A 25,060-nucleotide genomic window follows, 5' to 3' on the forward strand; every position below is an offset into this window, starting at 1 on the left:
AAAACTTCAAAAACAGGATCTAAGCTAAATCGTATCATTTATGGATTCACGCAGAGAATTTCTAAAAAAAGCAGCTTTGTTTGCCGGAGCTACCGGCATAGCCAATACTTTGCCCAGTTCAGTATTGAAAGCGATGTCCATCAACCCTGAACCAGGCAGTACATTTTATGATGCAGAGCACATTGTTTTCCTGATGCAGGAGAACCGGTCTTTTGACCACATGTTCGGTAAAATGAAAGGTGTACGCGGATTTAACGATCCACACCCGCACATTCAGCCTGATGGCAACAAAGTTTGGCTGCAAAAAGATGGGCAGGGCTATACGTATGCTCCCTTTCATGTTGATATCAACAAAACAAAAATTACCTGGCAGGGGGGGCTGCCCCATTCGTGGAACGATCAGGTAGCGGCGCGCAACGGTGGCCGTTACGATAAATGGCTACCTGTTAAAACACCAATGACCCTGGCATATTATGACCGGAATGATATTCCTTTTTATTATGCCATGGCTGATGCTTTTACCATTTGTGATCAGCATTTTTGCTCATCATTGACCGGAACAACGCCTAACAGACTATTCTTTTTTACAGGTACTATTCGCGGGGAAAAAAGTGCAAATCGGATTGCAGTAGTAAATAACGACCAGGCGGAATCTCAGAATAATGTATTCGTAGATTGGCCAACTTTTCAGGAAACGTTAGAGGATAATGGCATCGATTGGCGCATTTACCAAAATGAACTTTGGACATCAAAACTTCCGGAGGGTGAAATAGATGATTGGTTGGGAAATTACGGTGATAATCCGGTAGAATATGTGAGCCGGCACAATGTTAAGTTATCGGCTTATTTTAGAAAAAATGGCGATAATACGGTTAAACCGGCGTTAACTGCAAAAGAGGTAAAAGCTAAATACGATAAGCTGTCGCAAAGAGAAAAGAATCTAATTGATAAAGCCTTTACCACCAATATTTCTCAAAAAGATTACTTGGAACTCGAACCCTTCACATTCAAAAACGATCAGGGAGAATCGGAAACCATAAATATTCCAAAAGGAGATATTTTTCACCAGTTCAGAAAGGATGTGGATAGTGGAAAATTGCCAACTGTTTCATGGTTGGTAGCCCCTCAACGTTTTTCTGACCACACCAGTTCGCCATTGTATGGAACCTGGTATGTAAGTGAAGCACTGGATATCTTAACTAAAAACCCTGAAGTTTGGAAGAAGACAATTTTTGTTTTAACCTACGATGAAAATGACGGCTATTTTGATCACCAGCCACCTTTTGTAGTGCCGAATCCTGATGATCCAGGCAGTGGAAAAACATCCGAAGGTATAAATTATGCTACTGATTTTGAAGGGAGAAAAGGAAGTCCGATAGGCTTGGGCTACCGTGTTCCATTGATCATTGCCTCCCCATGGAGCAAAGGTGGTTTTGTAAACTCGCAGGTTTTTGATCATACGTCATCCATCATGTTTATGGAAAAATGGCTGGCAAAAAAAACCGGAAAAACCATAAGAAGCAATAACATAAGCGATTGGCGAAGAAATATCTGCGGTGATTTAACCTCGGTATTCAGGCCATATCATGGAGAAGAAGTTAAATCTCCTGAGCCCTTAAAACGCGATGCTGTGGTGGCTAATATCGGTAATGCAAAAAACAAACCTGCCCAGGTTGGCCCTACTGGATTGAATAAAACCGACGTGGCTAAAATCAATAAATTTGAATCTTTTTCGCGCGAAACATCGATCCATATCCCTAAACAGGAGAATGGCACCAAACCTGCCTGTGCATTGCCCTATCATTTAACAGTTGATGCAAATTTAGTTAATGATGAAGTTGCACTTACTTTTCAATCGGTAAAAACCTTATTCGGTAGTGAGATTGAAACTGTTGGCGCACCTTTTAATATGAATACCATTGCCAAATTTAAAGGTGTTGTAGGTAAAACATGGGCGTATGCCGTAAAAGCGGGCGATATACTGCATGATAACATTAAACTGGATGATTTTGATAATGAAGTTTACGATCTTACCGTAAATGGTCCGAATGGTTTTTACAGGAATTTTGTAGGTAGCAAAAAAAATCCTTCCATTATTGTTAAGGTATACCCGGAGCACGCTGGTTTGATAAGCAAAAAGCTTACAGGTAAATTGGTTTTTGCTGTTGAAAATACAGGTACCAGCCTGGTTACACTTCAAATTTTAGACAACAAATATAAATCGGGAAGTCAAACAGTAAACATCAGGCCAAAATCTAATGCAAATATTTCGTTTAACCTGGCAAAGAATGCGAATTGGTACGATTTCAGTATGGTACAGAAAGGAAATCCCACATTTAAACACCGTTATGCAGGTAAAATAGAAACCGGAGAAATTACCCAAACCGATCCGTACATGGGCAGCGTTTAAATAAATATCGATCAAAAGAAGGGTATTCTTTGGTAGAACTTATGTTTATTGGCCTTTACATGCTATTGGTAATCGTAGGAAGATAAAAAACCGGCTTAAACAAAAAGTCCCGGCTGCTATTGTCGGGACTTATATTTTTACTTAAAAAGTAATTGGTAATTCTACCTGGGTTCTGTCCCAGCCCATAATCAGGTTGGCTCCCCCGTTAATTTCTGTAAAGGTCAAAGAGAAGTATTCAATCGGCTTAGACAACATTTTCACAGGAACATTTACGCGAACAATATCTTTAGCCTGGTTGTAGGTGAACGCACCCCATTTGTCTGTTTCGCTATTCACAATAATTGTCCACGAGTCTTTGTTTGGAATGGCAAACAGGCTATAGGTTCCCGGTTTAATTTTTTTGCCACCAATATTTACTTTTTTAAAGAAACGTACTTCAGTACTTTCATTGGCTCCAAAACGCCATACTTTACCATATTGCTCCAGAACACCAAAAATATCACGGCCTTTTTTCTGTGGACGCGAGTAAATAATTTTTATCACTGGTTTTGTCGGATCTCCGGCTTTTGCTTTAGGGGCATTGAGCGGAAAATAGACAATATCTGCCGGACTTGGATCTGCAGCAGGAAATTTTACTTCAGCAGAAGCACTTTGTTGGGCCTTAGCATTAAAGCAAAAAAGAGCGAAAACAATAATGAAGATATTTCTCATTTGTAGGCTTTTGTTTTCATTCGCGATGAGTAGTTATGATTTTACTTTTGTTGTAAAATACTAAAGCTATATCGCTTAATTATTCTGGATCCTTAAGATCTGGTTAAAGCGGCTAAAACTAGTATTTTCTTCCTTTTACGATAGCATTTAAAAATAAGCCTGCTGTTAACAAACCTAAAACACCACCTAATAAAGCAAAAATATAGTTTTGCGTAATAATTGCTCCGGTTAGCACACCGAAGAATAAACCTAAAGCATAATATAACCAGTTGAAATTATTGCTGCTGTTCTGTTGTACACTCATGTTTTCTGTTATTTGGAGGCAAAGTTAATATTTATTTTAAATTTTAATCAATCTGACCAAATCTAATTAAAGATCAAATTCAGTAAAATTTGCTTTTAAAATTACTGTTCTGATAATCCCCCTCAATAAGCATTCTACCTAATAATTCAGGGTTTTATCAAGATAATGTAAAAGAAGTGAAGAAACATTTGCAAGTTAATCAATCGTTTGATTAATTTTGTGCTGTTAAAAAGAAATGAAAACAGAAAAAGTAGATAAAAGACAGGCCATTCTGGAAGCAGCTGAAAAGCTGTTTTGCGAAACCGGGTATGAAGGTACCTCCACCCGGCAGATTGCGAAGGAATCTGGAGCGAATATGGCGATGATAAATTATTATTTCGGTTCTAAAGAAGGAGTTTTTGTAGAGATTATGAACGAGCGTATTGCTGGTTTTGCTTCTCAGCTGAAAATCATCAATGAAGATAAGATTTCGGCATTAGAAAAACTGCACAGGGTTATAGAAGGCTATGTTAACAGGATATTGAATAACACGGCATTTCATAAAATGATGCACCGGGAGCTTTCTTTAACCCAGAGACCAGCAATGTATGATAAAATTAAGGATGCCATGAGCCATAACATGCAGCTTATTGACCGCATTATTACTGGCGGAATTGAAGATGGTACCTTTAATAAAGTAGATGTAAGGATGGTAATTGCAACCATTATGGGTACGATAACCAATATTGTTATTGCACCCCAAAAGGTGATCTCATGCTCCAACTTCGACCTGAACGACCCAAAAGACAAAAAAATGATTAAGGAGCGGGCAATCGCTCACTTACAAGATCTAACAACAGTTTATTTAACAACAAAAAAATGATACCCAGATCAATAAAATTAATGCTTGCGGCATCATTAATTCCAGCTGCTTTGTTTGCACAGAATAGCAAGGAATTAAATATCAACCAGGCAGTAGAACTTGGCATAGCCAATAGTAAAAACCTAAAACTCTCCCAAAACAAAATCGACCAGGCAGCAGCTCAGCTGGAGGTGGTTAAAGACAATGCCTTGCCAACGGCGAATGCGAGTTTTATGTACAATCATGCCGAAATACCAACCACAACTTTTGCTTTACCGGGTAGCGAATCAGCTTTTCGCCTGCCTAAAAGAGCCGATGCTTTTGTAGGTACGGCAGCGGTGCAGGAACTCGTTTATGGTGGTGGTAAATTAAAATACGCAAAAGAATCAACTAAGCTATTGGCTGAAGTTGCACGTCTGGACGCCGATAAGAGTAAAGAAGAAATCACCTATGCGGTGATCAATACTTACTATTCTTTATATAAGGTTTTACAAAGTAGAAAAGTAGTTGAGCAGAATTTAGAATCGATTGCCGCGCAAATTAAACAGGCGCAGCGTTTCTTTGAACAAGGCATTGTAACTAAAAATGATGTGTTGCGCTTTCAATTGCAACAGGCAAATGTTACGCTTACACAAATGGATATTGAAAGCAACCGTAAAGTAATTAACTATAACTTGGATATCCTTTTGGGTTTACCGGAGGATACTGAAGTTAAAATTGTTGACCCAACTGCCGGCATAAAAACATCAGGTTCATTAAACGAATACATCGGCTTGGCAATGGCTAACCGCCAGGAGCTAAAGCAACTTGATGTACAGAACAAAGTGGCTGATTTTAATATCAAAACCGTTAAGGCAAATACTTTACCTACTGTTGGTGTTGGCGCCAACTTATATTACATTAATCCAAGCGGTAATTTTATTCCGCCGGTAAACCAGTACCTCATGCCTATTACATTAGGCGCAACGGTTTCATGGAATTTTGGAAACCTATGGACAAACAAAAATAAAGTAAGCCAAGCCAAAATTGAGCAAAAGGAAATTACTATTCAGAAAGATATTTTATCAGATCAGGTAAAAACCGACATCAATAAAAACTTTCAAAATTACCAGGTGGCCATGAACAAAATACAGGTTTTGGAAACCTCAATTGCACAGGCTACTGAAAACGATAAATTATTGGCATCTAAATACAAAAACAATGTGGCTTCGGTTACCGACCGTATCGATGCCGAAACTCTATTATATCAGGCAAAAATAAATTTGGAGATAGCAAAGGCAGACGCAGGTTTGGCTTACTACACTTTATTAAAATCAACAGGAAAAATAACGCAATAAATACGGCAATGACAACTGAAAAGAAAAAAAAGAACATAGTAGTACCCATCATTTTAGGTGTTTTACTAGTAATAGGTATAATCTTCGGGATTGTAGAATGGAATTATTATAGCAAACACGTGGATACAGACGATGCACAGATTGATGGTGATATTAGTCCTGTTGTTGCGCGTGTTGGCGGGTATGTAAAAGACATTAATTTTGAAGAAAATACGCATGTAACCGAGGGGCAGGTTTTGGTTAAACTTGATGATAACGATTATAAAGTAAAATTAGAGCAGGCTCAATCCGGTCAAAAAGGTGCTACTGCAGGGGTGGGTGTGGCGCAATCTCAAATTGCTGCAACAGAAGCCAATACCAGTACTGCAAAAGCAAACGTAGCAGCAGCAAAAGTTAAATTAAATCTTGCACAAAAAGATTATGACCGTTACGCCAATCTGATTAAAGACGGATCGATCACCCAACAGGCTTTCGACCAGGCAAAAGCAGCTAAAGAATCAGCACAAGCAGCTTACCAGGCAGCGGTAGATCAGTATAATGCAGCGGTTAAACAAGTGGGTACCACCCAATCGCAACTGGCGGTTAGCAGCAATGTAATCAGCCAGCGCCAAAGTGATATCGATTTTGCAAAGCTTCAGTTATCTTATACCGATATTAAAGCCCCTGCAACTGGTATTGTTTCTAAAAAGAATGTGCAAAAAGGACAATTGGTTCAGGCAGGTCAGTCTTTATTCTCTATCGTAAACGACGGAAGTATTTATGTAACGGCAAACTTTAAAGAAACCCAATTGGAAAAAATTAAAGAGGGTTCTAAAGTAGAAATCGAAGTTGATGCTTATCCTGATGAAAAAATTGAGGGTGAAGTGTATAATTTTTCACCAATTACTGGTGCAAAAGGATCTTTATTGCCACCCGATAATGCTACAGGTAACTTTGTTAAAGTTGTACAACGTGTTCCGGTAAAAATCAAAATCCATCCATCAAAAGAGCTGTTGGCTAAATTACGTCCAGGAATGAGCGTTAAAGCTTCAGTGTCTACTAAATAATATTAAAAATGGCCGAAGTAGGTTTAAAAAAGTGGATTATTACATTTACGGTAATCACAGCTTCATTGCTGGAGTTGATTGATACGACTATCGTGAATGTGGCAATTCCACAGATACAGGGAAACCTGGGCGCCACCCTTGAGGATGTGGCCTGGCTTTCCACCGGCTATGCGGTAGCAAACGTTATTGTATTGCCAATGTCGGGCTGGCTGGGTAACCGGTTCGGCAGGAAAAATTATTTTCTTACCTCCATTATCGTTTTTACACTCGTTTCCTTTTTATGCGGAAATGCCACCTCATTGAACGAGCTTATTTTATTCAGGGTTATTCAGGGATTGGCCGGTGGTGGTTTAATATCAACAGCACAAGCTATTCTTATTGAGACCTGGCCGCGTGAAGATGTGGGTATCGCAACGGCTTTGTTTGGTTTGGGAGCGGTAGTTGGACCAACTGTTGGACCAACCATTGGAGGATATATTTTGGATGTCAGTTCATGGCCGTGGATTTTTTATGTGAATATTCCCGTCGGAATACTCGCGGCATACTGTACCTATTCCTTTGTACGGGCTACCCCGAAAGAAGGGCAGGGTCAACCTGTCGATTGGTGGGGTATTGCCTTACTGGCTATAGCAGTAGGTAGTTTACAAACATTGCTTGAAAAAGGAGAGAGCGAAGATTGGTTTGCTACGCCTTACATTACAGCTTTGGCTGCAACATCGGTATTTGGCTTATTGCTTTTCATCTGGAGGGAAATGAGTACCGACCACCCAATTGTGAACTTTAAGATTATGCGCCACAGAAGTTTTGCTGTGGGTATGTTTACCTCTTTTATTCTAGGCTTTGGCTTATATGGCTCTGTGTTTATCTTTCCGGTATTCTGTCAAAATTTACTGGGCTTTTCAGCACTGCAAACTGGAGAATTATTATTCCCGGGTGGTTTGTGTACCATTATCATGATGCCTTTTATTGGTATTATGCTTAAAAAAGGTATTCCTGCACAGTTCATGGCTACCTTTGGTATGCTGGCGTTCTTTGTTTTTTGTTGGATGCTGAGTAAATCAACACTTCAGTCAGGTACCGGTGATTTCTTTTTACCATTGGTAATTAGAGGGATAGGTATGGCCTTATTGTTTGTTCCGCTAACCACACTGGCTATTCAGGATTTGAAAGGACCGGAAATTGGTCAGGGTTCGGGTTTAAACAACATGATGCGCCAGTTGGGTGGTTCGTTTGGTATAGCAGCTTTAACTACCCTGATCCATATCCGTTCGGGTTTCCACAGAAGTAACCTGCTAACCAATCTTAATGAGTATAACCAACCATTCGTTGATCGTTTTAATGGTTTGATTAAAGGTTTTATGGCTAAAGGCCAGACTTTATTCGATGCGAAAATTATGGCAGCAAAGGCGATGGAAGGAATCGTAACCAGGCAAACTATGTTACTTACTTATGATGATGCCTATTGGATTGCAGGGTTGATTATGTTATTCTCCATACCTTTACTATATCTTCAAAAGTTTAAGAAAAATGCAAACATTCCTGCGGATGTGCACTAAAGTTTGCAACAAAAAGCCAAAAATAATGGCAAAAAACAAAAACAGCCGGTGTATTTTATTACATCGGCTGTTTTAACCCAAAAAATTAACAATCAATGCAATGCCCTTAAACATTGCAAATGTTCTTACTTAACCACATAGTGGCCAAATAAGATTTTAAAAATAAAATTTATTCTACAATTTTCCAAATTGTAAGCCTTAGAATTTTAATACCTTATGCATTTTTTGTAGTATTACGGTACACAAAACTATTGCGTAAACTATGCCGAAACTTCGTTTAACTACACAACGGGAATCTATTTTCAATAATGAGGTGATCTCAAAATTTGAACTGTTCAACAGTTTATTTCTAACCTTGCCTTTTTACAAAATTAAGGATACCGGGACGTTACTTCCTTTGTTTTTTAAAAGCTGTGAAGAAGGCATTGCCAACGGGGCAAAACCTGCACAAATTATTGAAGAATTTTTCGCTAAGTATACCAGCTATACCGATCGTAAAGATATTATTGACCTTCTTTTTCGGTTTATTCAATATATCGAAAGACAGGTGGTGCTTTTTGATGCCGTAGAAGATGCCTCGTTTACGAAATTAAATACGACTGACGAGCAGAGTACATTATCGTTTATTCTAAATAAGAATGCCGATAACAGACCAATGTTATCAAAAATTGAAGAATTGATTGATGAACTTTCGCTCCGCCTGGTGTTAACCGCACATCCGACCCAGTTTTACCCTGGTAGTGTTTTAGCTATTATTACCGATTTAACCAAAGCCATCAGGGATAATGATCTTACCCTGATGAACTCGTTGCTGCAGCAGCTGGGTAAAACGCCGTTTTTCAATAAAAAATCGCCTACGCCGGTCGATGAGGCCCTAAATCTGGCCTGGTTCTTGGAAAATACTTTTTATTTCGCTGCGGCCAATATCCAGCAGGAAATAGACCAGAACCTCGACGAATATAATCTGGAAACCAAGAAAATTTTAGAACTGGGTTTCTGGCCTGGGGGAGATCGCGATGGAAATCCAAATATCCACGCTGATACGACCTTAGAAGTTTCTAAAATGTTGCGTCAAATCCTGTTCCGCTGTTATTACCGCGATTTCAGAGTAATTAAACGTCGCATCACTTTTAGAGGTGTTGAAGAAAATATTGCCAAACTGCATGATGTGCTTTATCAGAACGCTTTCGATCAAACCTGTGAGCTTCATGATATTTCTAATGAATTAAGGGATAACCTGAATAAAATCAAAGAAACCTTATTGGCAGAACATGGAGGTCTGTTTGTTGATCTGGTTAATAATCTGATCCGCAAAATAGACTTATACGGCAATTATTTTGCATCGTTGGATATCCGTCAGGATAGCCGTATACTCAGGAAGGTGCATGCTTATTGTCGTGAAAATAAACCAATTTCGTCATTGTATCCTGCCAATTATGATCAGCTTTCAGAAGCGGAAAAATTAGCCCTAATTTCATTTAAAGAAGCAACCGTTGTTTACGCCAGTGAGGCTGATGCTTTAACAAATGATACAATTGATGTAATTAAAGAAATTAAAGGTATCCAAAAGCGTAATGGAGAAAAGGCTTGTCACCGTTTTATTATCAGCAATTGTCAGCAGGCGAGCGATATCCTTCAGTTGATCGAACTTTTCCTTTGGAACGGTTGGAGCAAAGATTCGTTAACTATTGATTTCGTGCCACTTTTTGAAACGGTAAACGATTTAAAGGGTGCTGCGGCCATTATGGAAACGCTGTATAGCAATCCGTTTTATAAAGCACATCTGGCTAAACGCGGTAATAAACAGCACATTATGTTAGGTTATTCTGATAGTACCAAAGATGGTGGTTATTTAATGGCTAACTGGTCTATTTTTAATGGTAAAACATCCTTATCAGCTGTTGCGGCAAAGCATAACATTCAGCTGTCCTTTTTTGATGGTCGTGGTGGCCCACCTGCACGTGGTGGAGGTAAAACACACCGTTTTTATGCTTCAATGGGGAAGGAAATTGCGAACAAGAATATGCAGCTGACCGTGCAGGGTCAAACCATCAGTTCTCAGTACGGCTCGGTTGAAAGTGCTGAATTCAATATTGAGCAATTAATCAATGCCGGACTGACGTCGGGATTGAAAGAGAAACACAATATCCTTATTGATCCTGACAATAAAGCCCTGCTTGATGAAATGGCCGAGGATAGTTATAAAGCTTTTGTTGATCTTCGCGAACACCCATTATTTGTAAGTTATTTAGAGAAATTATCTCCTTTAAAACTATTATCTCAGGCAAATATCAGCAGTCGGCCGGTTAAAAGAAACGGGGGCGGCGAGATGAAACTTGAAGATTTAAGGGCCATTAGTTTTGTTACCGCCTGGAGCATGCTAAAACAGAACGTACCTGGCTTCTATGGAATGGGAACAGCTTTGAAGAATCAGGAAAATGCCGGAAACTGGGATAAAGTAGCAAAGGTTTATGCGGATTCTGATTACCTCAAAACCATAGTGGATAACTGTATGATGAGTATGAGTAAATCAGACTTTGTGATTACGGCTCATTTAGCCAATGATAAAGAGTTTGGTGCTTTTTGGACTCAATTACACGAGGAGTTCAAATTAACTAAAGAGATGCTCTTAAAACTATCCGGACAGCCAACTTTAATGGCAAATTATCCGGTGGATAAAAAATCGATAGCTACACGCGAAAAAATTATTTTGCCATTAGTACTAATCCAGCATTTTGCTTTAGAGAAACTGCAGCACGATCAGAACGAGAAAGACCAGCATGCTTTAGAAAAGCTTGCGGTAAGAACAGTATTTGGTATCGTGAATGCAGGTAGGAATTTGGCTTAGTTAAGCCAAACCTATTTCCAAGGTCTGTGTCCTCACAGGTCTTTTTTTGGAAGCAAATTCGGTCGTCACCCTGAATTCAGTTTAGGATCTTAATAGCAGGAAAAAATTGCTTCCCCCGAAATCTGGGTAGGTGAATTGAAAAAGCCTCATTACAATGACGAATGTAATAAAACAAAATCCCTCATAAATTTACATCTATGAGGGATTTCTATTATTCAAAAAAGCCAGCTTAAAGCCTAAGACGATTATCTGTCAATCGAACCCATCACTTTTTGGCCAAAAGCATTTAGTGCATCTTTTTCGGCAGCACCTTCACTTACCATCTGGTGTACTTCTAATGCACCGCAGATATTGGTAATCATTTCACCCGCCACATCAACTTCATGCTCGCTAACGCCTCTAAATTCGCAGAAAGCCTCCAAAACCTCCAAAGTGGTCTCCAGCTGAGCGGGAGTGGTGTTTTGAAATAATTGTCTTATAACCGGAATCTTCATTACTTTATCTTGTTAAATAGTTCAATTAAGCCTTCTGCTTTGTTGGTTTGTACCTGGTCTACCAAAGCTCCGCCTTCAAAAGCTGCGAAAGTTGGTAAATTATCAACGTTTGCAAATTTGCGTGAGTTTGGAAGTTTTTCGGCATCAACAATCAGGAAAGCTACATCTTCATTCTCCGAAGCCAGTTTTTTAAACTTAGGTTTCATGATTCTACAGTTTCCGCACCACGATGCAGCATACTGAACCATTACCTTTGAGTGATCGGCCAGGTATTGCTGAAGATTATCTTCTGTTAATTCTAAAAACATAACGTTTTGTTTAATTAGTTAGCGGCTAAATATTCAGCTACACCAGTTCTGTTTGCGCTCATCGCTTCTTTTCCTTCTTCCCAGTTTGCAGGACAAACTTCTCCGTGTTTCTGAACGTGAGCATAAGCATCAATTAAACGTAAATATTCTTTAACGTTTCTACCTAGTGGCATATCATTAACACTTTCGTGGAAAACTTTACCGGTTTCATCGATTAAGTAAGTCGCTCTGAAAGTTACGTTAGAACCAGAGAAAGATTCATTTCCTTCTTCGTCGTAGTTAACTTCCTGATCTAAAATATCTAAAATGCCTGATAGTTGTCTGTGGGTATCTGCTAAGATTGGATAAGTAACACCTTCAATACCACCATTGTCTTTTGGTGTATTTAACCAGGCGAAGTGAACTTCGTTGGTATCGCAAGATGCACCAATAACGATTGTATTTCTTTTTTCAAACTCAGGTAAAGCAGCTTGGAATGCATGTAATTCTGTAGGGCAAACGAAAGTAAAATCTTTTGGATACCAGAATAATAACACTTTGCTATTTTTGTTTACAGCTTCTTCAAATACGTTGATTTTCAAGTCATCACCCATGTCTGACATTGCATCAATACTAACACTTGGGAATTTTTTACCTACTATTGCCATAATTTTTTGTCTTTAATTTTTGTTGGCACAAAGGTAAGGCTAAAACAGTTGCCTATCAACAACGTTAGGCTAATAGTTAATTGTATTTATTGATAAGGATATAGACGAAAGCTATAATGTTTTTTTGAAGTATAGCAGGGTTCTATTTCAAAGGTTACTTCATTTCGGGCGGAGTGCCAGGAAGTTGGGAAATCTCTTAAGGATGCTTTTATGCTTACCATTAATGAGCTCCAATAAAAAACTCGTCATTGAGAGGCACGAAGCAATCCTAAAGCGCACGCTGGTAGCTATAGTAAGATTGCTTCGTCGTTCTTCCTCGCGATGACGACCAAAAAAATGAAAATCTACTTTTTCAATGTATTCTCGTACAATTTAAATATCCTTTTATATTCATCTGTCCAGCTGCTTGGCTCAACAAAACCATGGTCTTCTACCGGATAAACCGCAAGTTCCCAGTTATTTTTACCCAATTCGATAAAACGTTGCGTTAGGCGTATAATGTCCTGAAAGTGTACATTTACATCAACCATACCATGCGCCATTAATAAATTGCCTTTTAATTTATCGGCGAAATAAATCGGAGAACTTCTTTTGTAGGCAATTGGGTCGTTAAATGGTTCGTTTAAAATATTCGATGTATAGCCATGATTATAGTGTGCCCAATCGGTAACTGAGCGCAAAGCCGCACCGCTGGCAAAAACATCTGGTTCGTTAAACATGGCCATCAACGTGATAAAACCGCCGTAAGATCCCCCATATAAGCCTACATGCTTTGGATTAACACCGTATTTTTCGACCAAAAATTTAACTCCGTCTGCCTGATCGGTTAAATCTTTTCCACCCATATGGCGGTAAATACCGGTACGGTGATCGCGACCATAGCCCGAACTTCCGGTATAATCGATATCGATTACGGTGTAACCATTATCGGCCAGTAAATTATTGAACATAAACTCACGGAAGTAGGTACTCCAGCCAAAGTGTACATTTTGTAAATAACCGGCACCGTGAACAAAAACCACAGCAGGATGGTTAGGATGTGGATTTTCTGATTTATAGACCCTTGCATATACATCAGCGCCATAACGGTTTTTAAAGGAAACCATATCTGGCTGGCGCCACTTGTAGGAATTAAATTCAGCAGAAGTAGACTGGGTAATTTTAACAGCTTTAGCACCAGCTTTATTGGACTGAAGGTATAATTCTCCGGGTTTATCGATAAAAGAATAATTAATGGCGAGGTACTTTTCATCAGGAGAAAGGGTAATGTCGTTTAAGCCCTTCATCGTGGTAATCTGTATAAGTTCACCACCATTTACGCCGATTTTAAAGAAATTGGTAATACCAGGGTGCTCTTTATTCGCTTTAATATAAAACGTATTTCTATCTTTTGATAACTGTACCGATTGTACTTCCCATTTGCCAGAAGTAAGCTGTTTTTTATCTCCGGTGTTTACATTGGCTACGTAAAGGTGCGAATATCCCGTTGCTTCGCTCTGATAGTAAAAACGGTTGTTATCTATCCATCCGGTATTGCCCTGGTAAAAGCCACTAATGCCTGGTCCGCCAATCCAGGCTTCGTCACGTTGACGGTCTATTAAGGAAAAAACCCCGGTTAGGGCATCCAGTTTTAAAATCCAGCGGTCTTTGTTGTCGGTTGAAGTGGCCACTACCATCGCCGTAGTTCCGTTATCGTTCCAAAACGGACCAAAGAAATTTACAGGACGATCAGCATTTTTCTTTTTTAAGGTATCAAGTTCTTTCGGATAATCTTTCAGGTATTCAGGTAAATCTTTTATCCCCGGAATGCTCGAAGTTTGTATGGCATATACCGTATCACGCTGTGTATCATAAATAAACCCCTGCGAGATATTTTCGTTTTCTCCAACCTTAGTTCTTCCCGGAATATCTTCAGTATAGCCTGAGGAAGTGATATAATTTGGAACAATGGTATTGTGGTTGTTTTGTGCAGGTGTGGTTAATTTATAAGTGATAAAATGTCCATCCGGACTAATCACCACACCATTTAAAAACTTATCTTCGGTATAAAGTTCCTTTAACGGTTTTGTATCTGAAGCAGTACCTCCAAAGCGGCCTCTTCCTCCACGGGAACCATTTTTGGTTTCGGCATTTCGTTTTTTTATAATATCAAAAAGCTCTGTCTGTTGTGCTTTTAGCCACTTATCCTGTTCGGTAGTTGCTTTGCTTTCTGCTCTTCCGGCTTTTTTGCCTTTAACAAAATTAGTGAGCTGTTTAGTCTCTGCTGATTTTAAATCTAGCATGAATAGATTATCACCCAGTTGATAAACGATGTTGCCGTTGGTTAAAAAAACCGGACTGCTTTCCCTTTCCTGCGTGCTGGTTAATCGGGTTTCCTTATTCGTTTTAAAGTTTTGTAAATAAATGTCCCCGCTTTTTTCGACCAAACCAAGGGAACGATCGGTGTTATAAGCGTAATTTAAACTCAATAATTTTTCATCTTCTTTATCGGCTGCTTTAACAGGTTTGGCAGCTGTTGCTGACACCTTAAATAATTCTTCTTTGGCTTTATTTTCAGGGTTCCAGTTAAAATAAAGGGTTTTGCTATCTGCAGTCCAGCGAAAATTAGTTGGCGAAACACCCATCCATTTGGGGTCGCGCATAATTTTTTCGACAGTTAAGGGCGCCAGTTGTTGCGCAAAAGTATATTCTCCAGTGCAAAGCAAAAGGAAAAGTAAATATTTCTTCATGAATTTTAGGTTTGGATGCAATTTAGGTAAAGCACAAACTAATTTTAGAAGGAAATGGAAATGTTACAACGCCTCAGCCTTATCAGTTAACCAAAGATAAAAAAGATAAGCACAGATGAGATCTGAAATTATATCCTTAATCTGTTGATGATCAATTAACGGATTACCCTACCGGTTTTATCTATATTCACAACATCGAAAGGCTTTAAGTATTCGTTTATGATTACTGCAAATTCCCGTCTGGTTAACACCTTTTTTAGGTCGTATTCAGAACTAAACTTATAATTTTTATTCCACCTTTTTTGTAATTCCGCTTTGGTAGCTTCAACTGATTTATTGCCCACATAACAAACCAGTGAAATGGTATTTTCTAAATTGATGGGGATATGTTGATGATCGTCGAACCAGATCTGGGCTTTATAATAATAATCTTTGACCGGTTGCTTAATCTCATCATACGTCACCTCTTCTTCAGGATTAAAATAGGCTTTTTTCTGTTTTATATCGGCTTTAATGATGCCTGTTACACCAACTTTTTGAATGGCCAACCAATTAAAGTCTTTTGGTTTTATATCTTCAAAGGGCATTAATGCATGTTTGTATGCCAATAATTCACCCTGTATGCTTTTTAAGTTTGAAAGGCTGGTTTTGGTGTTAAAAAATGCGGCATAAGCAGCAGTTGCCCCAGCTGCTCGTCCAATTTCAAACTGATCTTTATCAATATAAAGCAAATTTTCCTGATCTGGGATCAATAAACTATACAATGATAGGAAGCTTGCTCCTGCTGAGGCGACGCTTGTTACCGTCGTGCGGTAAATATTTTCGGTATAATTTAAAGTACTTGAAGAAGCCGGATTTAACGAAGCAATTTTCAATGCGGCCATCAACTTGTCAGGATTGTCTGCCAATACCAGGATCCTGGCTTTAATAGTTTTATCTTTGGCCAGTTTTATCTCCCAGCCATTTCCTGAACGTTTAATTTCGGTATAAGGGGTATTATTGATCACATTCAATAGCAGGGTGCTATCAACCGTTACTTTTAACGGCTTTTTTCTATCTGGTTTTGGTTTGGCAATGTTTAAGCTGTTTGCATTTTCGGTTTCGCGATTTAAAAAGTCCTGATAAAAAGCTTTGTGGGTAGAGGTTATTTTATCTATATCCAGCTGTTCTTTTTGGGTAAGCAGTATGGTTTTTACCCCCGACTTAAAGGATTGAAAAGATGCAGTATAAGCAGCATCACCGCTGCCGATCACCAGCACATCTGTTTTTAAGGTTTGGGCATGGATAACCAGGGGAATTATGAATGCGAAAACAAAAAACAGTCTTTTCATCTTTTATTTTTAAAATTTGCTGCAATATGCTTTAAATGAATGAAATTTTAATGAAATGGAAGCATTTTAACTAAATTTAAATGGAGGTTTCTGTAAACCGATTTGAGGTCAAAAACAGCAACTGTTAGAATTATGGAACAAGAGATCAAATCAGCTTTTGATTTACAGCAAAAGCATAAATTCAGTTTACGTAAAACAGACGCAAGAACCCGGATCTGCAAGTTAAAATTATTAAAACAAGCCTTAGTAAACGCTGAAGAGGCCATATTTAACGCGTTGGAAAAGGACCTGCGTAAAAACCGTTTTGAAACCGCAGTAACTGAACTTTATTTTACCTATGCAGAAATAGATCATGCCATCAAACAAATAAAGGCTTGGATGAGGCCTAAATCGGCTGGCAGAACCATGAGTAACCTGTTTGCCGGCAATAAAATATATTACGAACCCAAGGGTGTTTGTTTGATTATTGCCCCATGGAATTACCCTTTGCAGTTAATCATAAGTCCCTTGGTTTCGGCAATAGCAGCGGGAAATTGTGCCATACTGAAACCGTCTGAATTAAGCGAAGCAACGGCAGGTGTAATCAGTAAATTAATTGCAGCAACGTTTGAACCAAGAGAAATCGCCTGTTTTGAAGGCAATGCTGATGTTTCTGCCGCGCTGTTGACACTCCCGTTTGACCACATCTTTTTTACCGGAAGTACGTCCATTGGCAAAGTAGTGATGGAAGCTGCCGCGAAAAACCTCACTTCGGTTACTTTGGAACTTAGGGGGAAATCGCCAGCTATTGTAGAGGGAACCGCTGATATTAAAAAGGCTGCAGAAAAAATTGCCTGGGGCAAACTGGTCAATGCCGGACAGACGTGTATTGCCCCGGATTATGTGGTGATTGAAGAAAACAGGCTAAATGACTTTGTAGAACATTATAAAAATGCCGTTCAGAAATTGTTTTTTGAAGACGGAAGAATCAATAAAAAAGATTATGCCAAAGTCATCAATGGCAAGCATTTAAGCCGGTTGAATAATTTAAAAGAACAGGCAATTGCTGATGGAGCACGATTGGCTTTTGGTGGCGAAATAGACGAAAAGAGCCAGACTATGCTGCCCACACTGTTAACTTCGGTTAACGAAAAAAGTACCATTATGCAGGAAGAGATATTCGGACCTGTTTTGCCTGTGATCACGTTTAAAAGTTTGCAGGAGGCTATTGATTTAGTCAATAGCAAAAACAAACCACTGGCGCTTTATATCTTTTCGGATAAAAAACAAAATCAGGATAAGATTATTAAGGAGACCAGTGCCGGCGGAACCTGCGTAAATGATGTGTTGGTGCATATCAGCAATCCGAATTTGCCTTTTGGAGGTGTGAACAGCAGTGGGATGGGAAGTTGCCATGGTATTTTCGGTTTTAAAACCTTTTCGCATGAAAGGGCGGTTGTTTTTCAATCAAAATTGGATGTAACCAAGATGGTTTATCCTCCTTATGGCAAAAAAATGGGTTTGTTGAAATGGCTGAAGAAATTGATGTAGATTTTATATCCCGGATCTGAGAAGATGGATGTGGATTTATTGCTTAATATGCTCCCAATTTCGTGTCCTTTTTACCTTCCTCTCTGTGATCTTTGCGGTTAAAAGCTCGAAAATTCTCCTTATTTTGGTTCTATGGATTTAGAACAGCTTAAATACCCTATCGGTCAGTTTGTTATGCCTGATGTCTTTGATCAAAAACAGATTGATGCCTGGATTTCTGATATAGAGGCATTACCAGGCCAAATTAAAAAGGCTGCAGAGAATCTAACTGATGAAGAACTGGATCAGACCTATCGTCCCGGAGGCTGGACATTGAGGCAGGTTGTTCATCATGTTCCGGATAGCCATATTAATGCCTATATCCGGTTTAAACAGGCCATTACGGAGGATGTGCCGGTAATCAGGCCGTATTTTGAGGAACGCTGGGCAGAAACCGAGGAGGCCAGAAGTGGTGATATTAAAGTGTCTATTGAGCTGTTAACGGGTTTACACCAGCGTTGGGTTGCTTTTTTAAAAACATTGAAAACTGAAGATTACCAAAGGAAATATATTCATCCGGCTCAAAATAAAGAACTTACTTTGGCCAATATGCTGGGCATGTACGCTTGGCACGGAAAACATCACCTTGCACACCTCACCAATACCATAAGCAAATGAAAAGAATCTATTTATACGCCCTGATTTTAATTCTTGCCGGTTTTTATAGCAATGTTAAAGCACAAAAAAATCCATCAAAAACCTTTTCATTTGTATTGGGCTCATGGGAAATGCAAACGTCCAAAGGTAAAGTTGTGGAACAATGGGAGCAGGGTGCCGGTAAAATACTGAAAGGCAAGAGCTACCGTATCAAGGCAAGCGGAGATAGCGTACTTACTGAGACATTGCAGATCAGAAAAGTAGGAAAAGACGTTTTCTATTGTTCAACCGTTGTTAACCAGAACGAAGGTAAAGAAGTATGTTTTAAGCTGATTTCCACAAAGGATCAGATTTATATTTTCGAAAATGCGGCTCATGATTTTCCGCAAAGAATAGTTTACCAAAACTTAGGCAGAAATGAAATGCTCGCCTGGATTGAAGGCGAGTTGAATGGCAAAAGCCGAAAATCAGAGTTTAGGTATAGGCGGCAATAGCTTACATCAAAATCAACATGGCTGCGCTCATGGCAATCATAATCGCGTCTTCAACAATAGTTACGGTACTCATGGGTAAGTTAAACACTGCCCCTAAACAAGCACATTGAATTTTCTTTTTATTTAAAACGCTTTCCAGAACCCCAAGAATGCTTACCGTCATGACGATCAGCGTAACCCAATTAACCGCAACGGGTGAAAGGTTTAAAGCAAAAGAAAGCCCTAATCCGAGTTCAATAAAAGCATAAATATATCCCCATGCGCTAAATTTTTTAGCCAAGATATCGTACATGGCATAACTTTCTGCAAAGGCTTTTAAGTTCAGCATTTTAAAGAAAGAAAAGGTCAGGAAGAAACCTGCCATAAAAATGCGCATAAACAACATGAAATTGATCGCATCGTCCTGCCACGAAACCGCTAATGAAATCGCGGTAACATATCCAAAAATTAATAAAATGGGCTTGTAGGTTTCAGCCCATGATCTGGCTTCCTCAACCATTTCGTTATGTGAAACTGGCGAGATCTGGTATTTACTGTCGATACCACCTAAAGCCTGTTGGAGCGTATCTAAGCCGATATGCTTATCCATGCTAATGGTAGCAGAATGGTTATCTTTTGAAACTTCTACAGCAGTTATTTCTGGTAAAACAAGCAGATTACTTTTAACTTTATTTTCGCAACTGCTACAGGTCATTCCTGTGAGTTGATAGGTATGTGTCATGATGAAATTCTTTATGCAAATTTACCGCTTCTTAAGGCCAAAAGCGTTACAGAATAATCATAAAGTTTTATAAAATTTTAGTAACTGTTATGCTCGCCGCGACCGTTCTTCAAGCGTCGTCGAGAAATCTTTAAAGGTATCTTTAGTCCTTATAATGAAATGAATTCTGAGAATAGATTATCATAATTTATTTTAACCATCAAGAAGTTAAGACATTTAAGGCTAAACTTGATTACAACAGCTAAAAAAGTTTTTTAGTGATCAGTTTCACCCTAAACCCTAAACCCTAAACCCTAAAATTACCCCACCAAAACCGAAGTCATGGTTAAAGAACCTCCCAATGCTTTATCGTTAAAGAAAAAAACATCTTCTTTCTCGTTTTTCAAGCCAAGGGTGTAAATAAGTGGCAGATAGTGTTCTGGGGTAGGAATGGACAACATCGCATCTGTGCCTAGGTTATGGTAATTGATTAAAGGTTGATGATCGCCGTTCGCAATTAGATTTTTAAACTTATCGTTCATTTCTATTGCCCAATCGTAACCGCCGCCGTTAATCATTTCCCAACTGAGCATGCGCAGGTTATGGACCATGTTACCGCTGCCGATAACCAGTATGCCTTTTTTGCGGAGGGCATAAATTTCTTTGGCAATTTCGTAGTGATGGGCTGGCGATTTGGTATAATCAATGCTTAATTGCAGAACTGGGATATCAGCATTAGGGTACATGTGCCTTACAACTGTCCAGGTACCGTGATCCAAACCCCAATCGTGGTCAAGACCAACAGGTGTGGAATGAATTAATTTTGGGATTTCCGCCGCCAGTAGCGGATCTCCCGGAGCGGGATATTGAACGTCGAACAGTTTCTGCGGGAAACCGCCAAAATCGTGAATGGTACCAGGGAAATCCATTGCAGTTACAAAAGTGCCATGCGTGTACCAGTGTGCCGATACTACCAAAACTGCTTTTGGAACAGGGATATTCCTGGCCAGATCTGCCCAACTCTTACTAAACTCATTATTTTCGATGCCGTTCATTGGTGAGCCATGGCCAATAAAAAGCGTTGGCATTAAATCCGTTTGGGGCAAGAGCTGAGTAAAATTTCTGAATTGGGATAGTGCAGACATGTTATTTTATTTAAGTAACCGTCATCCTGAACTTGTTTCAGGATCTATTTAAAACCGAAGATTCCGGGACAAGCCCGGAATGACGATTTATCAATTATTTTCCCTGAACAAACTCCAGGTTTAATTTGATTGCAACATCTTTTGCAACACCTGCACCAGTTGGGTCATATTTAATATTATAATCTAAACGGTTAATGGTTGTAGTAGCGCCAAATCCAGCTTTGGTATTGCCTTGTTGATCTTTAGCTGTACCACCATAAACAACCGCAAATTTTACATCTTTGGTTACATCGCGAATCGTTAATTTACCACTTAACTCATAATTGTTGCCGCTTAATTTTTTGAAAGAAGTGCTTTCGAATTTCATCGTTGGAAATTTCTCAGCATTAAAAAAATCATCCGTTTTTAAGTGGCCATCTCTCATTTCTACACCGGTAGTAATGCTATTTACGTCAACCGTAAAACTGATTTTGGCGTCGGTTAAATCTGGTTTAGAAGCCGTAACCGTTCCATCGAATTTTTTAAATGAGCCATCAACAAAAGAAATACCCATATGTTTAACTGAAAAGTTAACAAATGAGTGCATCGGATCGATTTTCCAACTTGTTTGCGCAAATGATGCCACGCTGATTGAGGTAGCGATCAGAAATAAGAATAATTTTTTCATATTTAGTGATTTTATTTAGACGCAAATGTAGCTGATAACTAAGCCAACAGTATTGACTTATGGTAAGAAATTGTTTAGCGGACTTAATCGGTTAACTATTGAATTGGCTAATGCAGATAAGTACTTGATGGTTTTTTAGTTCATGGTTGACAGATGATTAGGCAGTAAAAACAATCTATTTATCCCTAAACCTTAAGCCCATTCTCCATCTTACCTTTTCCATTTTACATCCTCAAACCTCATCCAGCATTTTCCGGCTATCTGTTGACCCGGATTTATAAACCGAAGGTGTAATTCCGGTAACTTTTTTAAACTGTGCTGATAGGTGCGCCACGCTACTATAGTTAAGCTGTGCGGCAATTTCGCTCAAAGTAAGCTCGCCATAGGTAAGCATTTCTTTTGCTTTCTCTATTTTTTGAGCAATGAAATATTTTTCAATCGTTTGGTTTTCGATCTCAGAAAAAATGCTGCTTAGGCCCGTGTATTCCTGTTTCAACTGCTCGCTGAGGTAAGCGGAAAGATTGATTTTCAGTGGTTCTGCGGTGTAATGAGCCAGGTTAATAATGGCAGTTTTAATCTGTTCTGCAATTTGGGTCTTTTTATCTTCTAGCAGCCCGAAACCAAAATGGCTTAGTTGCTCCGCAATTTTAATTTTATCGTCAGCTGTTATGTTTTCGGAAAGGGTAACCTCGCCAAGCTTAACAGATAGGGGTTTAAAGCCAAGCTTTTCCAGCTCGGCCTTAACCACCATTTTACAACGGTTGCATACCATATTTTTGATATGCAGCTGCATTATTTCGATTTTATGGTCTCAGAAACATCACCACAATCAAACATCATGCTTCCGTAATATGGGTTTTCGATGTTTTCTTTTTCATTTAACCAGCTGGCTTTTGCCATTGGGCAGTGTTGAACATACACGGTTTGGCTGTTAAATTTCAAGCTTTTCAATGTTTTGATCATGGCATAAGAAATTCCTTCAAAAGCCTTTCTTTGGGTTTTGATGTCGTTTGAGCCAGCAAGTTGAGCAGATTTACTTTTGATAACTGCAGCCTGTTCCATAAATGTTTTATGCTGCTCTGCCGGCAGGTCTTTATGATTAACTGCATTTACCTTTGCTGATAAAACTTTTGCTTTTTCTATGGCAACATCTTTTTTATCTGCGGCCAATGCATTTTTTACCTCGTAGTAAGCCGTTAATACCTGGTTTAATGCTACGTCTGTTTTGCTTTGCGCGTAAGTGAATGCTGTTGTCGCGATCGTCATGATGGCAACCAATCCTAATATTTTTTTCATCTTTTTTATATTGTTTTTAATGGTGATGAAGCAATCATGGTTTGATGTTTAGTTTAAATTTAGAAACCATGATGATTTCATCTTTTTTTATTTTAAAACGTTAAAGAAATTAAATTCTGCACGAAGCAGGTACATATTTTTGGTGTATCGGTTATCCAAATTTCCAGCTGCCTGGAAACGGTAACCAAAATCGATACGGGTAGTACTGTTTAAAATTACTTGTATAGCGGGAGCAATGTCTAGATAAGACTGGCCGCTGCCTGGATCAGTTTTACCCAATAGCTCTAGATAGACATTAAAGTTAGGCTGCTTATAATCTTTGTAAACAACAGGTAGCACCAAATAACCTGAGGATAAACTATAGGACAACATATTCTTTGGCTGCGGCGTTCCGGTAATTTGCCTTTCGCTATTTTCGAAAGCATGTGCATAACCCAGTGTTGATGATAATGCCAGTTTGTGCAGCAGCTGGGTAAAAACCAATCCGCCCTGTAGGCCGCTATTGTCGCCCTCCAGGTTAATGTCTCTTGTATATGTTGGACGTTTGCTGGTACTCACCCGACCAAAAGCCGCTGCTCTAAAATGGCTTTGTGCCTCATCCAGAGATAAAAACCGGTATTTGGCATATAAACTACCGCCTTCTAAGCGGTATTTACCATCCATATCCGACATAAAACCCTGCATATGCATCATCAGGTTTTTATTAAAACCAATCATTACCTCAGGAATGGTCCTGCTTACAAAACCCGGATTATTAAACATGCCCTCGTTGGTAAGTCTCACGCCGATCGATTTGGTTGGCATGTTACTGGCCGGCTCGGTAAATACATATAACTCCTGTGTAAAACCATTTGTATAGGCGCCAATCACCATCAGCGCCAATACGAATATTCGCCTCATCTTAAGAAAGAATTAAATGATAGATGCGTGTTTTTTTTCCATTAACCACACCAGTTCCGCTGGCATAAGCATCAGAGTTAGCGTTTGTGGCTTGCTTTTTAAATGCGCTGCCTGAAACAAAATCTTTATCTACAATACTGGCTTTTACAGTCCCGTTAAGTGTTTTGCTTTTTGCGTTTACAAAACGGTATACATTTCCATCAATAACGGCCTGGCCTTTATCATCAACCTTTACATCGTTGAAATTGAAGCTTGCTGTTAAGCCACCAACTGAAAAACCAGCATCCTGAACTTTTTTGCGTACCAGATCAAGGTTGACGTTTGCGTCTTTCTTAAAGGTAAGCACAAAGATGTTTTTATTTAAATCAGGTTTTATACTGCTGATAAAGTTTAAGGTTTCTAATGACTTTTGTGTGGCATTTGAACACATAGAACAGGTTAAACCGGTTACCTGTAAATCTGCTGAGGATATTTTTTGTGCCGAAACATTAACGGCAAAGAATAGCATAATGATGCTGAATATTTTTACTGCTTTCATGATTTTTAAATTAGAATAAATGAAGCTATTGTTAAGTCGCATTATCAGCGCTTACATAGCAAATAGATGCTAAACGAATCCGATAAGCCATCGGATCAGCATAACGGGAATAATAGAATCCTAATTCCTAAAAATACAATTGAAAATATGCAGCGCAATCCGCGAGGAAAGTGGTGGCGCTTTATTTGAAATTTTACTGAAAAATTTCGGGGTAATATCTGTTAAAAATGCTAAAACTGGCGGGTGAAGAAAAAGCTGGATAGAAAACAGCTTAGGCATTTTTACTTGTGCCTCTGCCTGGTGACTATCTTTAACCTTAACTGTTACCCGGGTGTTTTTGCAGCAATCATCATCTTTCTTTTCTGCAGGGATATCCTTACAGAACTTACAGGAAACCTCATTGCTGAAAAGTTTAACATTTTCAAGTTTGCCTCCACAGAAATGGAGACTTAAAGCCAAACCCATAACACTAACTGCATAGAATACAGCCAAAGAAAGTGCTATTTTTTGTTTTAACTTCATCAATACAAAGGTAAGGGAAAAAAAATCGAATAAAGCCAATAATTATTTACTCAATTTCATTTTTTAGCTT

General features: G+C 38.9%; 24 protein-coding genes. 9 read left to right on the forward strand and 15 right to left on the reverse strand.

Annotation, left to right across the window (positions count from 1 at the left end; all coding sequences use genetic code 11):
- The first annotated feature begins 40 nt into the window (after positions 1–40).
- Entirely contained in the window at positions 41–2,410 is a 2,370-nt protein-coding gene (locus tag ACIQXP_RS20310) for a phosphocholine-specific phospholipase C (protein WP_387507305.1), read from the forward strand.
- A gap of 141 nt (positions 2,411–2,551) precedes the next feature.
- Here the strand turns inward: ACIQXP_RS20310 and ACIQXP_RS20315 are convergent, their stop codons facing one another.
- On the reverse strand, positions 2,552–3,121 hold the full coding sequence (locus ACIQXP_RS20315; RefSeq protein WP_293744968.1) for a DUF2911 domain-containing protein: 570 nt from the start codon (positions 3,119–3,121) through the stop codon (positions 2,552–2,554).
- A 118-nt stretch (positions 3,122–3,239) separates the two neighbouring features.
- The gene (locus ACIQXP_RS20320) at positions 3,240–3,425 is read right to left on the reverse strand and encodes a hypothetical protein (protein WP_090983371.1); all 186 of its coding nucleotides are present in this window, start codon (positions 3,423–3,425) and stop codon (positions 3,240–3,242) included.
- A gap of 235 nt (positions 3,426–3,660) precedes the next feature.
- Here ACIQXP_RS20320 and ACIQXP_RS20325 point away from each other — a divergent pair, with 235 nt between their 5' ends.
- The 5 genes from ACIQXP_RS20325 (at position 3,661) to ACIQXP_RS20345 (ending at position 11,053) form a co-directional block, all read left to right on the forward strand.
- Complete coding sequence (locus ACIQXP_RS20325) at positions 3,661–4,287, forward strand: TetR/AcrR family transcriptional regulator (protein WP_090983373.1); 627 nt, start codon at positions 3,661–3,663, stop codon at positions 4,285–4,287.
- A complete protein-coding gene (locus ACIQXP_RS20330) occupies positions 4,284–5,603 on the forward strand; it encodes a TolC family protein (RefSeq protein ID WP_387507309.1) in 1,320 nt (439 codons plus the stop codon). The genes ACIQXP_RS20325 and ACIQXP_RS20330 overlap by 4 nt, the downstream gene beginning before the upstream one ends.
- Positions 5,604–5,611: 8 nt before the next feature.
- Positions 5,612–6,649, forward strand: coding sequence for an HlyD family secretion protein (locus ACIQXP_RS20335; protein WP_090983377.1), 1,038 nt, complete (start codon positions 5,612–5,614; stop codon positions 6,647–6,649).
- A gap of 8 nt (positions 6,650–6,657) precedes the next feature.
- The gene (locus ACIQXP_RS20340; protein WP_387507313.1) at positions 6,658–8,205 is read left to right on the forward strand and encodes a DHA2 family efflux MFS transporter permease subunit; all 1,548 of its coding nucleotides are present in this window, start codon (positions 6,658–6,660) and stop codon (positions 8,203–8,205) included.
- A gap of 262 nt (positions 8,206–8,467) precedes the next feature.
- A complete protein-coding gene (locus tag ACIQXP_RS20345) occupies positions 8,468–11,053 on the forward strand; it encodes a phosphoenolpyruvate carboxylase (protein WP_387507316.1) in 2,586 nt (861 codons plus the stop codon).
- Between the two features lie 245 nt (positions 11,054–11,298).
- On the opposite strand, the gene ACIQXP_RS20350 is transcribed toward ACIQXP_RS20345, so the two are convergent.
- The 5 genes from ACIQXP_RS20350 to ACIQXP_RS20370 all read right to left on the reverse strand — a co-directional run bounded on the left by ACIQXP_RS20350 (position 11,299) and on the right by ACIQXP_RS20370 (position 16,562).
- Positions 11,299–11,547: a DUF6952 family protein gene (locus ACIQXP_RS20350; RefSeq protein ID WP_010599336.1), complete on the reverse strand. Its 249-nt coding sequence runs from the start codon at positions 11,545–11,547 to the stop codon at positions 11,299–11,301.
- Complete coding sequence (locus ACIQXP_RS20355; RefSeq protein ID WP_293744963.1) at positions 11,547–11,855, reverse strand: thioredoxin family protein; 309 nt, start codon at positions 11,853–11,855, stop codon at positions 11,547–11,549. Before ACIQXP_RS20355 ends, ACIQXP_RS20350 begins: the two co-directional genes overlap by 1 nt.
- Positions 11,856–11,869: 14 nt before the next feature.
- On the reverse strand, positions 11,870–12,502 hold the full coding sequence (locus ACIQXP_RS20360; RefSeq protein WP_090983385.1) for a peroxiredoxin: 633 nt from the start codon (positions 12,500–12,502) through the stop codon (positions 11,870–11,872).
- Between the two features lie 344 nt (positions 12,503–12,846).
- Positions 12,847–15,231 carry a S9 family peptidase gene (locus ACIQXP_RS20365; RefSeq protein ID WP_293744962.1) on the reverse strand — a complete coding sequence of 795 codons (2,385 nt, stop codon included), beginning with the start codon at positions 15,229–15,231 and terminating at the stop codon, positions 12,847–12,849.
- Positions 15,232–15,386: 155 nt separating this feature from the next.
- The gene (locus ACIQXP_RS20370) at positions 15,387–16,562 is read right to left on the reverse strand and encodes a hypothetical protein (RefSeq protein WP_293744961.1); all 1,176 of its coding nucleotides are present in this window, start codon (positions 16,560–16,562) and stop codon (positions 15,387–15,389) included.
- Positions 16,563–16,694: 132 nt separating this feature from the next.
- Here ACIQXP_RS20370 and ACIQXP_RS20375 point away from each other — a divergent pair, with 132 nt between their 5' ends.
- The 3 genes from ACIQXP_RS20375 to ACIQXP_RS20385 all read left to right on the forward strand — a co-directional run bounded on the left by ACIQXP_RS20375 (position 16,695) and on the right by ACIQXP_RS20385 (position 19,222).
- A complete protein-coding gene (locus tag ACIQXP_RS20375; RefSeq protein WP_293744960.1) occupies positions 16,695–18,092 on the forward strand; it encodes an aldehyde dehydrogenase family protein in 1,398 nt (465 codons plus the stop codon).
- A gap of 132 nt (positions 18,093–18,224) precedes the next feature.
- Entirely contained in the window at positions 18,225–18,749 is a 525-nt protein-coding gene (locus ACIQXP_RS20380; protein WP_293744959.1) for a YfiT family bacillithiol transferase, read from the forward strand.
- Entirely contained in the window at positions 18,746–19,222 is a 477-nt protein-coding gene (locus ACIQXP_RS20385) for a DUF6265 family protein (RefSeq protein WP_293744958.1), read from the forward strand. The genes ACIQXP_RS20380 and ACIQXP_RS20385 overlap by 4 nt, the downstream gene beginning before the upstream one ends.
- Position 19,223: 1 nt before the next feature.
- Here ACIQXP_RS20385 and ACIQXP_RS20390 read toward each other — a convergent pair whose 3' ends face one another.
- The 8 genes from ACIQXP_RS20390 to ACIQXP_RS20425 all read right to left on the reverse strand — a co-directional run bounded on the left by ACIQXP_RS20390 (position 19,224) and on the right by ACIQXP_RS20425 (position 24,990).
- Positions 19,224–19,943 (reverse strand): heavy-metal-associated domain-containing protein, encoded by a 720-nt coding sequence (locus ACIQXP_RS20390; protein WP_293744957.1) that lies wholly within the window; start codon positions 19,941–19,943, stop codon positions 19,224–19,226.
- A gap of 299 nt (positions 19,944–20,242) precedes the next feature.
- A complete protein-coding gene (gene ygiD / locus ACIQXP_RS20395; protein ID WP_293744956.1) occupies positions 20,243–21,067 on the reverse strand; it encodes a 4,5-DOPA-extradiol-dioxygenase in 825 nt (274 codons plus the stop codon).
- A gap of 94 nt (positions 21,068–21,161) precedes the next feature.
- Positions 21,162–21,734: a YceI family protein gene (locus tag ACIQXP_RS20400; RefSeq protein ID WP_293744955.1), complete on the reverse strand. Its 573-nt coding sequence runs from the start codon at positions 21,732–21,734 to the stop codon at positions 21,162–21,164.
- Positions 21,735–21,966: 232 nt separating this feature from the next.
- Positions 21,967–22,527 (reverse strand): helix-turn-helix domain-containing protein, encoded by a 561-nt coding sequence (locus ACIQXP_RS20405; protein WP_387507323.1) that lies wholly within the window; start codon positions 22,525–22,527, stop codon positions 21,967–21,969.
- On the reverse strand, positions 22,527–23,030 hold the full coding sequence (locus tag ACIQXP_RS20410; RefSeq protein WP_387507326.1) for a DUF3347 domain-containing protein: 504 nt from the start codon (positions 23,028–23,030) through the stop codon (positions 22,527–22,529). The genes ACIQXP_RS20405 and ACIQXP_RS20410 overlap by 1 nt, the downstream gene beginning before the upstream one ends.
- Positions 23,031–23,117: 87 nt before the next feature.
- Positions 23,118–23,930, reverse strand: a complete 813-nt coding sequence (locus ACIQXP_RS20415) for a hypothetical protein (protein WP_387507329.1) — start codon at positions 23,928–23,930, stop codon at positions 23,118–23,120.
- Between the two features lies 1 nt (position 23,931).
- The gene (locus ACIQXP_RS20420) at positions 23,932–24,468 is read right to left on the reverse strand and encodes a heavy-metal-associated domain-containing protein (RefSeq protein WP_387507331.1); all 537 of its coding nucleotides are present in this window, start codon (positions 24,466–24,468) and stop codon (positions 23,932–23,934) included.
- A gap of 120 nt (positions 24,469–24,588) precedes the next feature.
- Positions 24,589–24,990, reverse strand: coding sequence for an HYC_CC_PP family protein (locus tag ACIQXP_RS20425; RefSeq protein ID WP_145858059.1), 402 nt, complete (start codon positions 24,988–24,990; stop codon positions 24,589–24,591).
- Between the last annotated feature and the right edge of the window lie 70 nt (positions 24,991–25,060).

The sequence above is a fragment of the Pedobacter suwonensis genome (genome assembly GCF_044762335.1).
Lineage (GTDB): Bacteria > Bacteroidota > Bacteroidia > Sphingobacteriales > Sphingobacteriaceae > Pedobacter.

Excerpts from the sequence above, each read along its gene's own strand:
- ACIQXP_RS20425 (WP_145858059.1), bottom strand. The coding sequence starts at position 24,990 with ATGAAGTTAAAACAAAAAATAGCACTTTCTTTGGCTGTATTCTATGCA.
- ACIQXP_RS20325 (WP_090983373.1), top strand. The coding sequence starts at position 3,661 with ATGAAAACAGAAAAAGTAGATAAAAGACAGGCCATTCTGGAAGCAGCT.
- ACIQXP_RS20375 (WP_293744960.1), top strand. The coding sequence starts at position 16,695 with ATGGAACAAGAGATCAAATCAGCTTTTGATTTACAGCAAAAGCATAAA.
- ACIQXP_RS20390 (WP_293744957.1), bottom strand. The coding sequence starts at position 19,943 with ATGACACATACCTATCAACTCACAGGAATGACCTGTAGCAGTTGCGAA.
- ACIQXP_RS20370 (WP_293744961.1), bottom strand. The coding sequence starts at position 16,562 with ATGAAAAGACTGTTTTTTGTTTTCGCATTCATAATTCCCCTGGTTATC.
- ACIQXP_RS20345 (WP_387507316.1), top strand. The coding sequence starts at position 8,468 with ATGCCGAAACTTCGTTTAACTACACAACGGGAATCTATTTTCAATAAT.
- ACIQXP_RS20340 (WP_387507313.1), top strand. The coding sequence starts at position 6,658 with ATGGCCGAAGTAGGTTTAAAAAAGTGGATTATTACATTTACGGTAATC.
- ACIQXP_RS20335 (WP_090983377.1), top strand. The coding sequence starts at position 5,612 with ATGACAACTGAAAAGAAAAAAAAGAACATAGTAGTACCCATCATTTTA.
- ACIQXP_RS20400 (WP_293744955.1), bottom strand. The coding sequence starts at position 21,734 with ATGAAAAAATTATTCTTATTTCTGATCGCTACCTCAATCAGCGTGGCA.
- ACIQXP_RS20330 (WP_387507309.1), top strand. The coding sequence starts at position 4,284 with ATGATACCCAGATCAATAAAATTAATGCTTGCGGCATCATTAATTCCA.
- ACIQXP_RS20415 (WP_387507329.1), bottom strand. The coding sequence starts at position 23,930 with ATGAGGCGAATATTCGTATTGGCGCTGATGGTGATTGGCGCCTATACA.
- ACIQXP_RS20420 (WP_387507331.1), bottom strand. The coding sequence starts at position 24,468 with ATGAAAGCAGTAAAAATATTCAGCATCATTATGCTATTCTTTGCCGTT.
- ygiD (WP_293744956.1), bottom strand. The coding sequence starts at position 21,067 with ATGTCTGCACTATCCCAATTCAGAAATTTTACTCAGCTCTTGCCCCAA.
- ACIQXP_RS20365 (WP_293744962.1), bottom strand. The coding sequence starts at position 15,231 with ATGAAGAAATATTTACTTTTCCTTTTGCTTTGCACTGGAGAATATACT.
- ACIQXP_RS20385 (WP_293744958.1), top strand. The coding sequence starts at position 18,746 with ATGAAAAGAATCTATTTATACGCCCTGATTTTAATTCTTGCCGGTTTT.
- ACIQXP_RS20320 (WP_090983371.1), bottom strand. The coding sequence starts at position 3,425 with ATGAGTGTACAACAGAACAGCAGCAATAATTTCAACTGGTTATATTAT.
- ACIQXP_RS20315 (WP_293744968.1), bottom strand. The coding sequence starts at position 3,121 with ATGAGAAATATCTTCATTATTGTTTTCGCTCTTTTTTGCTTTAATGCT.
- ACIQXP_RS20405 (WP_387507323.1), bottom strand. The coding sequence starts at position 22,527 with ATGCAGCTGCATATCAAAAATATGGTATGCAACCGTTGTAAAATGGTG.
- ACIQXP_RS20350 (WP_010599336.1), bottom strand. The coding sequence starts at position 11,547 with ATGAAGATTCCGGTTATAAGACAATTATTTCAAAACACCACTCCCGCT.
- ACIQXP_RS20360 (WP_090983385.1), bottom strand. The coding sequence starts at position 12,502 with ATGGCAATAGTAGGTAAAAAATTCCCAAGTGTTAGTATTGATGCAATG.
- ACIQXP_RS20310 (WP_387507305.1), top strand. The coding sequence starts at position 41 with ATGGATTCACGCAGAGAATTTCTAAAAAAAGCAGCTTTGTTTGCCGGA.
- ACIQXP_RS20410 (WP_387507326.1), bottom strand. The coding sequence starts at position 23,030 with ATGAAAAAAATATTAGGATTGGTTGCCATCATGACGATCGCGACAACA.
- ACIQXP_RS20355 (WP_293744963.1), bottom strand. The coding sequence starts at position 11,855 with ATGTTTTTAGAATTAACAGAAGATAATCTTCAGCAATACCTGGCCGAT.
- ACIQXP_RS20380 (WP_293744959.1), top strand. The coding sequence starts at position 18,225 with ATGGATTTAGAACAGCTTAAATACCCTATCGGTCAGTTTGTTATGCCT.